At 54.8% G+C, this 12,297-nt stretch carries 12 protein-coding genes; 5 read left to right on the top strand and 7 right to left on the bottom strand.

Annotated features, from left to right (window positions below; translation table 11 throughout):
* Window positions 1-19 precede the first annotated feature (19 nt).
* Entirely contained in the window at window positions 20-3,922 is a 3,903-nt protein-coding gene (gene hrpA, locus ACLHV8_RS10020) for an ATP-dependent RNA helicase HrpA (RefSeq protein WP_208595252.1), read from the bottom strand.
* 205 nt (window positions 3,923-4,127) lie between these two features.
* Between hrpA and azoR the strand changes: the two genes are divergently transcribed.
* Window positions 4,128-4,733 carry an FMN-dependent NADH-azoreductase gene (gene azoR, locus ACLHV8_RS10015; protein ID WP_028017486.1) on the top strand — a complete coding sequence of 202 codons (606 nt, stop codon included), beginning with the start codon at window positions 4,128-4,130 and terminating at the stop codon, window positions 4,731-4,733.
* Between the two features lie 89 nt (window positions 4,734-4,822).
* Entirely contained in the window at window positions 4,823-5,509 is a 687-nt protein-coding gene (locus ACLHV8_RS10010; protein ID WP_208595253.1) for an RluA family pseudouridine synthase, read from the top strand.
* A gap of 7 nt (window positions 5,510-5,516) precedes the next feature.
* On the opposite strand, the gene ACLHV8_RS10005 is transcribed toward ACLHV8_RS10010, so the two are convergent.
* Entirely contained in the window at window positions 5,517-6,056 is a 540-nt protein-coding gene (locus ACLHV8_RS10005) for a DUF2058 domain-containing protein (protein WP_049006011.1), read from the bottom strand.
* A 262-nt stretch (window positions 6,057-6,318) separates the two neighbouring features.
* Here ACLHV8_RS10005 and ACLHV8_RS10000 point away from each other — a divergent pair, with 262 nt between their 5' ends.
* From ACLHV8_RS10000 to ACLHV8_RS09990, 3 genes are all read left to right on the top strand, one after another.
* Window positions 6,319-6,654, top strand: a complete 336-nt coding sequence (locus ACLHV8_RS10000; RefSeq protein ID WP_410376875.1) for a GNAT family N-acetyltransferase — start codon at window positions 6,319-6,321, stop codon at window positions 6,652-6,654.
* A 141-nt stretch (window positions 6,655-6,795) separates the two neighbouring features.
* Window positions 6,796-7,770 carry a DUF1852 domain-containing protein gene (locus tag ACLHV8_RS09995; RefSeq protein ID WP_049006007.1) on the top strand — a complete coding sequence of 325 codons (975 nt, stop codon included), beginning with the start codon at window positions 6,796-6,798 and terminating at the stop codon, window positions 7,768-7,770.
* 23 nt (window positions 7,771-7,793) lie between these two features.
* The gene (locus ACLHV8_RS09990; protein WP_208595254.1) at window positions 7,794-8,819 is read left to right on the top strand and encodes a methionine synthase; all 1,026 of its coding nucleotides are present in this window, start codon (window positions 7,794-7,796) and stop codon (window positions 8,817-8,819) included.
* Window positions 8,820-8,826: 7 nt separating this feature from the next.
* On the opposite strand, the gene ACLHV8_RS09985 is transcribed toward ACLHV8_RS09990, so the two are convergent.
* The 5 genes from ACLHV8_RS09985 to ACLHV8_RS09965 are packed head-to-tail and all read right to left on the bottom strand — an operon-like array spanning window position 8,827 to window position 12,296.
* Window positions 8,827-9,357, bottom strand: a complete 531-nt coding sequence (locus ACLHV8_RS09985) for a DUF3833 domain-containing protein (protein WP_134708383.1) — start codon at window positions 9,355-9,357, stop codon at window positions 8,827-8,829.
* The gene (locus ACLHV8_RS09980) at window positions 9,354-9,878 is read right to left on the bottom strand and encodes a hypothetical protein (protein WP_208595255.1); all 525 of its coding nucleotides are present in this window, start codon (window positions 9,876-9,878) and stop codon (window positions 9,354-9,356) included. The genes ACLHV8_RS09985 and ACLHV8_RS09980 overlap by 4 nt, the downstream gene beginning before the upstream one ends.
* A complete protein-coding gene (locus tag ACLHV8_RS09975; RefSeq protein WP_208595256.1) occupies window positions 9,875-10,360 on the bottom strand; it encodes a DUF2878 domain-containing protein in 486 nt (161 codons plus the stop codon). The genes ACLHV8_RS09980 and ACLHV8_RS09975 overlap by 4 nt, the downstream gene beginning before the upstream one ends.
* Window positions 10,357-11,577, bottom strand: coding sequence for an SAM-dependent methyltransferase (locus ACLHV8_RS09970; RefSeq protein ID WP_208595257.1), 1,221 nt, complete (start codon window positions 11,575-11,577; stop codon window positions 10,357-10,359). The genes ACLHV8_RS09975 and ACLHV8_RS09970 overlap by 4 nt, the downstream gene beginning before the upstream one ends.
* Entirely contained in the window at window positions 11,574-12,296 is a 723-nt protein-coding gene (locus ACLHV8_RS09965) for a DUF1365 domain-containing protein (protein ID WP_049005998.1), read from the bottom strand. The genes ACLHV8_RS09970 and ACLHV8_RS09965 overlap by 4 nt, the downstream gene beginning before the upstream one ends.
* Between the last annotated feature and the right edge of the window lies 1 nt (window position 12,297).

Here is a 12,297-nt window from a genome sequence, read left to right as displayed (position 1 = left end):
GCGCCACCGGGCAAGGGTTTTAACCGGAAATCTGCTCCATTGTCTGCAAAATACGTTTATCCGAAATCGGATACGGCGTACCGAGCTGCTGGGCAAAGAAGCTGACACGGAGCTCTTCGATCATCCAGCGGACTGCCTGAACGTCTTCATCGTCGCGGCGTGTCGGCGGCAGTTTATTCAGCCACTGCTGCCACGCCTGCTGCACGCTCTCCACTTTCAACATCTGAGCGCGATCGCGATGTGGGTCGATAGCCATTTTCTCGAGCCGTTTTTCAATCGCCTGCAGATAACGCAGCGTATCGCCGAGTCGCTTAAAGCCGTTTCCGGTGACAAACCCGCGGTACACCAGCCCGGCCATCTGTGCTTTTACATCTGACAGCCCCAGCGCCATGGTCATATCCACGCGCCCTTTCAGACGTTTGTTGATATTGAAAACGGTGGTGAGGATTTGCTCGACCTGTTTGGCAATATCTACCACCGTGTCGTTCAGCTCCGCGCGCACCTTGTCATGAAGCTGAGCAAAACCTGCTTCCGTCCAGACCGGACCACCCGCCTCGTGGATCAGTTTGTCCACGCCGCAGGAGATGCAGTCGTCGATCAGATCCAGCACTTTACCGTATGGGTTAAAGTACAGCCCCAGTTTGGCTTTGTTCGGTAACTTCTCGTGCAGATACTTAATCGGCGACGGGATATTCAATAGCAGCAAGCGGCGCAGGCCGCGCCACATCATCTGTTGCTGTTCCTGCGGGTTATCAAACAGCTTGATCGCCACACTGTCGCGCTCATCGACCAGCGCAGGCCAGGCCTTCACCTTATAGTTACCGCGCTTCTGCTCGTAGCTTTCCGGAAGCTGACCAAAACTCCAGATGTGCAATCCGCTCTGCTCGATACCGTCATCCGCAACCGCAGAAAGCGTCTCCTGGACTTTGCCTTTCAACGCCTCTTTCAATTCGGTCAGGGAACGCCCTTCCTGCAGCTTTTTGTTTTTATCGTCCACCACGCGGAAGCTGATTTTCAGGTGATCGGGCACCTGATCCCAGTTCCAGTCATCGCGGTCGATGGTCGTGCCGGTCATGCGTCGGAATTCACGCTCCAGCGCGTCCAGCAGCGGCAGTTCCAGCGGTGTGACGCGGCCTAAAAAGGCTTCCGCATAGTTTGGCGCAGGCACAAAGTTGCGGCGCACCGGTTTAGGCAGCGATTTGATTAATGCAATGACCAGTTCGCGACGCAGGCCAGGAATTTGCCACTCGAACCCGCTCTCTTCCACCTGGTTTAACAGTGGTAGCGGAATGTGTACGGTCACCCCATCCGCGTCTGCGCCGGGTTCAAACTGATAGGTCAACCGCAGCTTGAGGTTGCCCTGATGCCAGAAGTTCGGGTAATCAAGTTTGCTGACTGACTCCGCCCCTTCCTTAATCAACATGCTCTTCTCAAAGTTGAGCAGGTCTGGCGTCTCTTTGCTGGCCTTCTTCCACCAGCTGTCGAAGTGACGGGCAGAGATCACATCATGGCTGATGCGCTGATCGTAAAACTCAAACAGCGCCTCGTCGTCCACCAAAATGTCGCGACGGCGGGATTTGTGTTCCAGCTCTTCCACCTCGGCGCGCAGTTTGAGGTTTTCGCGGAAGAAGGCGTGGCGAGTCTGCCAATCACCTTCCACCAGCGCATGGCGGATAAACAGCTCGCGGCACAGCGCCGGATCGATCTGGCTGTAGTTGACCTTACGCGCGGCCACGACAGGCAGACCGTAGACGGTCACCTTCTCAGTTGCCATTACCGCGCCCTGCGCACGCTCCCAGTGTGGCTCACTGTACGAGCGTTTCAGCAGATGTTGCGCCACCGGCTCAACCCATTCCGGATCGATACGCGCCGCAATTCGCCCCCACAGACGGCTGGTTTCCACCAACTCGGCCACCATGGTCCATTTCGGTGGTTTTTTGAATAAGCCGGAACCGGGGAAGATGGAGAAACGGGCGTTACGCGCGCCGGTATACTCCTGCTTTTCTGCGTCCTTCATCCCGATATGGGACAACAAACCAGTCAGCAGTGCGATATGCACTTCCCGGTATTCCGCCGGTTCACTGTTGACCGGAATGCCCAGCTCTTTCACCACCTGGCGGAGCTGGGTGTAGATATCCTGCCACTCGCGTACGCGCAGGTAGTTGAGGAAATCCACGCGACACTGGCGGCGGAACTGGTTCGAGGAGAGCGCTTTCTGCTGCTCACCGAGGTAGTTCCACAGGTTCACGAAGGCGAGGAAATCGGACTCTTTATCGTGGAAGCGGCGGTGTTTTTCATCAGACGCCTGCTGTTTGTCCATCGGACGTTCACGCGGATCCTGAATGGAGAGCGCCGAGGTGATGATCATCGCTTCACGCACGCAGCCGTGTTTTTGTGCTTCCAGCACCATACGCGCCAGACGCGGGTCGACCGGCAACTGGCTGAGCTGACGGCCCAGCGGCGTCAGCTTATAAGCCGTTGCCTGCTCATCGGTGGTAATAGCGCCGAGCTCTTCCAGCAGACGTACACCGTCCTGAATGTTGCGTTTGTCCGGCGCTTCCACGAACGGGAACGCCGCGATGTCGCCCAGCCCCAGGGCAGTCATCTGCAGGATAACGGACGCCAGGTTGGTGCGCAGAATTTCCGGGTCAGTAAATTCCGGACGCGACAGGAAATCGTCCTCAGAGTAAAGACGAATACAGATCCCTTCTGACACACGACCACAGCGGCCCTTACGCTGGTTCGCCGAGGCCTGGGAGACCGGCTCAATCGGCAGGCGCTGAACTTTGGTACGGTAGCTATAGCGACTGATACGCGCCGTACCCGGGTCGATAACGTATTTGATCCCCGGTACGGTCAGCGAGGTTTCCGCCACGTTGGTCGCCAGCACGATACGTCGCCCGCTGTGCGCCTGGAACACGCGGTTCTGTTCGCTGTTTGACAGACGCGCGTACAGCGGCAGGATCTCCGTGTGGCGCAGGTCGCGCTTGCTGAGCGCATCGGCGGTGTCGCGAATTTCGCGCTCGCCGCTCATAAAGATCAGAATATCACCCGCGCTTTCGTTACCCAGTTCGTCAACGGCATCGAAAATAGCCTGCAGCTGGTCACGCTCGGTATCATCCGCCTCTTCCACAATCGGGCGATAGCGCACTTCCACGGGATACGTGCGTCCTGACACCTCGATAATCGGCGCATTGTTGAAATGCTTCGAGAAGCGTTCCGGGTCGATGGTTGCGGAGGTGATGATGATTTTCAGATCCGGGCGACGCGGCAGCAGCTCTTTCAGGTAGCCGAGCAGGAAGTCGATGTTCAGACTGCGTTCGTGCGCTTCGTCAATAATGATGGTGTCGTACTGCATCAGCAGGCGATCCTGCTGGATTTCCGCCAGCAGAATACCGTCGGTCATCAGTTTGACCATAGTGTTATCGCTAACGTGGTCGCTGAATCGCACCTTGTAACCGATGCAGCCGCCCGGCTCCGTTTGCAGCTCTTCGGCAATACGGTTCGCAACAGTACGCGCCGCCAGACGACGCGGCTGGGTGTGGCCAATCAGCCCTTTGATCCCGCGGCCCAGCTCCATACAGATTTTCGGCAGCTGGGTGGTTTTCCCCGAACCGGTTTCGCCGGCGACAATCACCACCTGGTGATCGCGGATAGCTTCGAGGATGTCCTGTTTTTTCTGACTGACGGGCAGGTTATCCGGGTAATTGATCGCCGGACGCGCAGCTTCACGCAGCACAACTTTCCCTGCCGCCTGTTCAATCTCTTTTGCCATCTCCTGGTAAATGGCCTGTTGTGCATCAGGATTTTTAACCTTCTTCACGCCGTGTAAACGTCGGGCAAAGCGCTGTTTATCACGCAGCGTCAGCGAATCAAGCTGTTGCAGGAGCATCGCGAAGGTGAGTTTTTGTTGTTCTGTCATAGCGTTAACGGGCAGTGCACTGCCAGGTAAAATCTCTTTTTAATGATTGCTATAGAGTACCACATTGGTGCTTTCAGCGCCTTATTCAAAAAATTCGAACATAGGCTTCGATATATTGCGCTATCTCTATGGCAGGATTGTGAATAGAGTGTCAACAAGCAACGGGGCAACCCCCTTCAATCAAATGCAATAACAGGAATCACCCATGAGCAAAGTATTAGTTTTGAAATCCAGTATTCTGGCAGGGTACTCTCAGTCTGGTCAGCTGTCTGATTACTTCGTTGAACAGTGGCGTGAACAGCATTCTGCTGACGAAATCACCGTGCGTGACCTGGCTGCAAACCCAATTCCTGTGCTGGACGGCGAGCTGGTTGGCGCGCTGCGTCCAAGCGATGCACCACTGAGCCCACGTCAGCAGGAAGCTCTGGCCCTGTCCGACGAACTGATTGCTGAGCTGCAGGCGCACGACGTTATCGTCATTAACGCCCCAATGTACAACTTCAACATCCCAACTCAGTTGAAGAACTATTTCGACCTGGTGGCGCGTGCTGGCGTAACCTTCCGTTACACCGAGAACGGTCCTGAAGGCCTGGTAAAAGGTAAACGTGCGATCGTACTGACCAGCCGTGGCGGTATCCACAAAGACACCCCAACCGACCTGGTTGCACCATATCTGACCGTTTTCCTGGGCTTCATCGGTATCACTGATGTGAACTTCGTGTTCGCTGAAGGTATTGCCTACGGTCCTGAAATGGCGACCAAAGCGCAGACCGATGCGAAATCTGCTATCGACAGTTTCGTAGCTGCTTAAGATATTCCCCTCTCACCGCCCGGTGGGAGGGTTTTTCTTTTCTCCGCATTTAGTTATCATCCGCTCCCACTCTCCAGCCGGGCGGCCTGATGTCTGCGATTATTGATTCTTTTATTGCCCCACCGTGTCACGACAACATCGAGATCCTCTGGCAGGATGAACATCTGCTGCTGATCAATAAGCCTTCCGGTCTGCTCAGCCTCTCGGGCAAAAATCCGCAAAACCTCGATTCTGTCCATTATCGTCTGGTCCAGACGTTCCCTGGCTGCACGCTGGTACACCGCCTGGATTTTGGTACCTCAGGGTTGATGGTGGTTGCGCGCAATAAAGCCATCAATGCCGCACTGTGCGAACAGTTCAGCCAGCGCAGCGTGGAGAAAGTCTACAGCGCCCTGCTTTGCGGACATGTTGAAAATGACGAAGGTGTAATTGATGCGCCGATTGCCAAAGATCCGGCGCTATTCCCATTGATGTCGATCTGCGCGAAAAATGGTAAACCCGCCCGCTCCCACTATCGGGTGGTGGAAAGGTTTTATCAGGAGACGGGACTGCCGTTAACACGGGTGAAACTCACCCCGGAGACCGGGCGAACCCACCAGTTGCGCATTCACTGCCAGCAGCTGGGGCACCCGATTCTGGGCTGCGATCTGTATGGTGGTCTCGAAGCGCCGGGAGCGGAAGACGCGCCCCGGCTGATGCTGCATGCCTGCGAATTGAATTTTATTCATCCCGTGAGCGGAGAGCCGGTTAACGCCCGTCACGCCGCCCCGTTCTGAAGGGGATTTACCACATCAAATCGTCCGGGATTTTGAAGTCCGCGTACGGATCGTCTTCGTCCTGCTCTTCCTGGCTGAGCGCGCTGTTTAATACGATACTGTCGGCATCGCGCTGGGCAATTTTGTCTGCCACCACAGCCGGGATAATTGCGTATTCGCAGTCACCGCTGGCGTTGATGACCAGGCGGGCAATCGCCAGACGACCGTTAATCAACTGAGTTTGAGTCTGCTTATCAACCTCGATTCTCTTGATCAGATTACCGTCGGTGAAGTTAAAGGTGATGTTGCCCCTTGAAACGGTGATGCGGTTCATCTCAATCAACTGTTTCACCTGGGCTTTAAACTCTTTCGCCAGTACTGCCTGTTTTTGCTGCTCGCTCAGCAGTTTATCGCGCTCGATCTGCGCTTTCTTGTTCTCTTCAACCGCTTCCCGAGCTTCACGCGCCTGAACGCGTGATTTCTTTGCCGTGCGCTGCACTTTCGCCGCTTTCTTGCTGCTGACCAGGCCTGCTTTCAGCATCTGCTCTTGTAAGGTGAGTTTTGTCATGATCGTTTCTAAACCGATTGGAAATTTTGGGGATTATACCGTCATTAAGCCCGTGCCGAAACATAAGTAAAACATAGGACAGCTCGCCTTAACTGTCTGATAATTTTGCGGCTGCCAATAAAGCACACGGGATACACCCATGATATAGATTAAAGTCGCAGACCTGCACGCGTCCGAATCCCAACGCCTCATTGAAAATCTGTCATCAGAACTGGCAGCGATTACCGGGGATGGCGGTACACAACATTTTAACGTCGACGCCATGATGGCCGAACGCACGCTGTGGGTTGTCGCTAAAAATGACAAGGGTGACGCCGTGGGATGTGCGGCATTGCGCCCGCTCTCCGGGCAGGTTGCCGAACTTAAGCGAATGTACTCCGACAGAAGCGAACCCGGTATTGGGCAGGCTTTACTGGCTTTTCTTGAAGCCTCTGCGCAAAATTTAGGCTACGGTGAAATCTTGCTTGAAACACGAAAAGTGAACAGGCGCGCTGTGAATTTCTATGTGCGGAATGGCTACAGCGTAATCGACAACTACGGACCCTACATCGGCAAGCAAGAAGCAGTCTGTTTCGCTAAAAAATTCATGATGATCTAGCGCGGTCAGAAAATGTGATCAACATCATGAACTTCCCTCATGTTGCATTGAAATTAAGTCACTTCCCCTGCGCCGCGGGCTCAGGCATAAATTATGCATCGGTAACTTCTTAGCAACATGAACTTAGGATGCATAACCACAATGAGCAAAGCTTTCACATATACCCTTAAGCGCAGTTGCTTCGATGAGAATTACAACCCGTCTGAAAATACGCGTACGACCACCAACTTTGCCAACCTGGCGCGCGGGGAAAAGCGTCAGGAAAACCTGCGCAATACGCTGGTGATGATCAACAACCGTTTTAACGCCCTGGCGCGCTGGGATAACCCAAATGCCGATCGCTATGCGGTCGAACTTGAAATCATTTCAGTTGAGATGAACATCGGTGCTGAGAAAGCATTCCCGGCCATTGAGATACTGCAGACCACCATTGTCGACAAGAAAAACAACCAGCGTATCCCTGGCATTGTCGGGAATAACTTCTCGTCGTATGTGCGGGATTATGATTTCAGCGTGCTGCTGCTCGAGCACAACAAGAACCAGCAACACTTCAGCATTCCGGAAAAATTTGGCGAGCTGCATGGCAATATCTTCCGCCATTTTATGAGCTCATCTGAGTACAGAGATAATTTCAAAAAGGCACCTGTAATTTGCCTGAGCGTCTCCAGCAAAGACACCTACCGTCGTACGGGGAACGAGCACCCTGTGCTCGGCATCGAGTATCAGCCAGATGGAGAGTCTTTAACAGAACAGTACTTCGCGAAGATGGGCCTTAACGTACGCTATTTCATGCCTGAAAACAGCGTCGCACCTTTTGCGTTCTTTTTTACCGGCGATTTGCTGAGTGATTACACCGATCTGGAACTGATCGGCACCATCAGCACGATGGAAACGTTCCAGAAAATCTATCGCCCGGAAATTTATAACGCTAACTCGGCGGCGGGACTTTTCTATCGACCGGATCTGAACCAGCAGGATCACTCATTAACAAAAATTGTTTATGACCGCGAAGAGCGAAGCCGTCTGGCGATTGAACAGGGTCGATTTACCGAAGAATACTTCATTAAGCCTTACCAACACATTCTTGAGCAGTGGTCTGATAACTACACGCTTTAATACATTAAAAAAGGTCTTTTACTATGAAAACATTGCTCCCGACTTCTACGGCTGGCAGCCTGCCTAAGCCGACCTGGCTTGCTCAACCTGAAACGCTGTGGTCACCCTGGAAATTACAGGATCTGGAATTACTCACGGGGAAACAGGACGCACTTCGTTTATCTCTGGATGAGCAGATCCGTGCGGGTATTGATATCGTCAGCGACGGTGAACAAACCCGCCAGCACTTTGTCACCACCTTTATTGAACACCTGAGCGGCGTTGATTTTGAAAACCGCCAGACCGTACGCATTCGTAACCGCTATGACGCCAGCGTGCCGACCGTGGTCTCTGCCGTTGCGCGCCAGAAACCGGTATTCGTGGATGACGCGAAGTACCTACGCCAGCTCACGGACAAGCCAATCAAATGGGCCCTGCCTGGGCCGATGACCATGATCGACACCCTTTACGACGCGCACTATAAAAGCCGTGAAAAGCTGGCCTGGGAGTTCGCCAAAATCCTGAATCAGGAAGCAAGAGAATTAGAAGCAGCTGGCGTCGATATTATTCAGTTTGATGAGCCAGCGTTTAACGTCTTCTTTGATGAGGTCAACGACTGGGGCATCGCCGCGCTGGAACGCGCCGTTGAAGGCCTGAAATGTGAAACGGCGGTACATATCTGCTACGGGTACGGTATTAAAGCCAACACTGACTGGAAAAAGACGCTCGGCTCGGAGTGGCGCCAGTACGAAGAGGCCTTCCCTAAACTGCAGACCTCTACCATCGACATTATCTCCCTGGAGTGCCACAACTCCCGCGTACCGATGGATCTGCTGGAGCTAATCCGCGGTAAAAAAGTGATGGTTGGCGCGATTGATGTCGCCACTAACAGCGTCGAAACGCCAGAAGAAGTGGCCGATACGCTGCGTAAAGCCCTGCAGTTTGTTGATGCCGATAAGCTTTACCCGTCAACCAACTGCGGTATGGCTCCTCTTTCCCGTCAGGTTGCCAACGGTAAACTGAAGGCCCTGAGCGCCGGGGCGGAGATTATTCGCAAAGAGCTCGCATAACGGCGAATCACTCCCCCTTCCGGGTAAAGAACAGCGTCACCGTGGCGACGGTGACGCCTAGCTTCTTCATCTCGGTTTTGTTGAACAGATGTGTCTCATCCTGCAGGTACATCCAGTCGTCAAACTTGAGCAGCCAGGTACTGCCGTTCGCCTTCACATTCATGCTGTAATGCCAGTTAAAGGCGTTGCCTGCTGCCTGTCCGGTGGCAACCCCTTCAATGTCCCCTGCCGTTCCCTCGTAGCGATCGTTCCCCACGCGGCGGATTTGCCAGACCCGCTGCTGCTTTTCACCGTCGTCATAAACAAAGTGTTCATTGAGCGTCAGCGTATCGCCGATAACGTCCCCGGTAATCTCCACATGAAAACGGCGGATCTGCTTGCCGCTGCGATCCTGCACCATCCCCCACGCTTCGGTTTTGCCCTGGAAATAGTGGAAGATATCGAGCCGTGGCTGCTGCTGGCGATACTCGGTCACGTCGGTGCTACAGCCGGCCAGCAGCATCAAGAATGCCAGCGCCATCATCAGGATACGTTTCATTTTTGGCCTCCGATTAACTGCTGACGCAGGTCTGGATACTGCGTGCGTGGGCCAAGCCAGATCGCCAGAAAGCGAGTACTGAATGCTTCTGACTGGCGTGGTCCCAGGGGAATAAAACTTTTCTGGGAAGTGGGCTCGCGATACCAGAACTGCCCCTGCTTATCATTGAGGACAAATGCCAGTTGCGAACCCGGTCTGACATCCGGCCACAGTGACTGAAGCATACGCAGCCAGGCTTCGCTTTGCGGTTCCTGCGCCAGGATCCCCTGAGCCTTCCACTGGTCGCGGGTCGCTTCAACCAGCTCTTCGCCATCGATATCGCGCGCATAGGTAATAATTAGCGCCTGATCCTGATTTTCCCGGCTGTATCGACCATCGGGAGTACGCAGCTGGGAGGTATAGACGGTGAACGGTCCCCACGTCAGCGTGGCATCCCCTACCTTACGCCAGGCCAGCCAGTCGGCCGCCTGAACCAGAGGGGACATGGTCATCAGCCAGATAAGCAAAACGGCAGACCTCATTTTTGTCTCCCCAATAGCAGGTGGAAAAACAGCATCAACACCAGCCAGCCCGGCACCATCCAACTGACGACGATAAAGGTCGGCTCCAGAAACGTGATGGCCCCCAGTCGCTCGCCAATCAGGTACGCCACCGGTCCTCCTGTGGCTGCCAGCAGAGTCAGCAGCCAGCCGGGTAAGGTCGTAGTGAGCGTAAGCTGTGTCCAGACGGTGGCGAACATCAGCCACAATGCCACTATCCATAGCGGTATCAGGGACTCGCTCCTGAAGGAAATCAGCCCCGTTAATGCCCAGAGCGCATCCAGCAGGCAGCCCGCTGCGGCCAGACCGATTGCGTACAGACGGTATGCTGACGGCAACAACAGACAGGCAAGGATCGCCAGCGCGAGCCAGATAATCAGGCCATGTTCTCGAAAAAGCACCACCAGCGCCCAGTAAAGATCGAACGCTATGGCCAGCAGGAAGACCTGAATGTATCGTTTCATACGCGCTCAGCGGTCAACTGCACTACGCTAATGGTGCGGGCGTTAAACCCGGCTTCGCAGTAGCCAAAGTAGTAAAGCCACATCCGGCGAAAACGATCGTCGAACCCAAGTTTTTCAATCTCCTGCCAGGTATGGACAAAGCGCTGCCGCCAGTGGGCCAGCGTGCGGGCGTAGTCAGGCCCCATGTCGAAGAGATTACGCACCACGAAATCGGTGTGGCGTGTCATCAGCTCATTCATCGCGGTAATGCTCGGCAAGAAGCCGCCGGGGAAAATATAGCGCTGGATGAAATCGACGCTTTTGCTGTAGTCGCGATAGCGCTGGTCCTGAATGGTAATGGCCTGAATTGCCATGCGACCTCCTGGACGCAGCCGCGCCTGGCAGGTACGGAAGAACACTGGCAAGTAGCGCTGCCCTACGGCTTCAATCATCTCTATTGAGACCAGCTTGTCATACTGCCCGGTAAGGTCACGGTAATCGCAAAGCAGTACCTCGACGCGATCCTGCAATCCAGCGCGGGCGATCCGCTCCGTCGCCCAGAGATATTGCTCTTTCGACAGCGTGGTAGTGGTTACCCGACAGCCGTAGTGACGCGCGGCGTATTCCGCCATCGCACCCCAGCCCGTGCCAATTTCCAGCAGGTGATCGGTCTCATTCAGAGCCAGTTGTTCGCACAAACGCGCCATTTTTGCCTGCTGCGCCGCCGTAAGATCCTGCTCGTCCGCGGTAAATAGCGCGCTGGAATAGAGCAGCTCCTTATCCAGAAAATGGGCATAAAAGGTGTTGCCCAAATCGTAATGGGCGGCAATATTTTCACGTGCCTGCGCGCGGGAGTTACGCCGAGTCCAGTGACGTAAGCGCTCCAGAGGCTTGCCGAGAAAACGGAATCCTTTCTCCAGACGGCCAAGCACCTCGCCGTTAAGCGCCAACAGCTCCAGAAGCGGCGTGAGTTGCGTGGTTTCCCATTCGCCGTCCATCCAGGCTTCTGCCGCGGCAAGGCTACCGCCGGTTAAGACACGCCAGTAGACGCCGGGAGAAAGGATTTGCACATCCGCATGCAGCGCGGAGGATGTCTCGCCAAAATGGAAAGTTTGTGCCCCTTCGCGCAGCGTCAGCGAGCCGCCGCGAATACCGCTTAGCAAACGAAAAAGCAGCCAGCGCGCGATGCGGACGTTGCGCGGGATATCGGGTTCAAGCGCAAAGACAGGATCGGTCATGAGCGTTCACTCCTGCTGACGGGATGGTTATACAGCGGCACACGCTTGAGCCACAGGCGCAGCGCCTGCCAGTAAATGGCAAAAACGGTTTTCAGGGTCATGAGCGGGATGCGCAATAGCAGTGAGCGCAGTGCCGGGCGTGTCAGAGGCGCCCGGCGTAGCGCCAGCGTGGCATCGAAAACTTTCCCTTCCTGATGATTTTCAATGTGCATATGCAGCGTGTTATCCGGGTCGTTAAAGCGCCAGTGATAGACCATGTCCATCGGGTTGAAGGGGGAAACGTGAAACGCTTTTTCGGTGGGCTGCGCATTTTGTCCGTTAACGGCATAGTAATGACGTTCATTCCACGGCGTGTTGCGAACCTCCGCCAGCACCCAGCGCAGCATTCCCTTCCCGTCGTAGCAGTAGTAAAAGTTGACCGGATTGAAATGAAAGCCGAAATAGCGCAACTGTGTCAGAAGCATCACCCGCCCGTCCGGGCGTTCTCTGGTCAGGCTTTCCAGCCTGTTCAGCACGTTCTCTTTGAGCGGCAAGCCGAGCGGATAGTCCGCGTCATAAAACGCGGCGGCGGCAAAGCGATTGCGCCGCACGCCGACGGAGGCCAGCAGCGGCAGTTCATCCAGCTCCAGCCAGGCCATAAAGACGCTGTAGCGAAATTCATGGGTTTTCGGCTGAAGGCGACGGTGGCGCAGTACGCCATGATAGAGGCAGCTGTTCATC

The sequence above is a fragment of the Enterobacter sp. CPE_E863 genome, assembly GCF_046521465.1.
GTDB lineage: Bacteria > Pseudomonadota > Gammaproteobacteria > Enterobacterales > Enterobacteriaceae > Enterobacter > Enterobacter adelaidei.
Note: the sequence above shows the minus strand (reverse complement) of the source record. Positions and strands in the feature narration are given on the sequence as shown.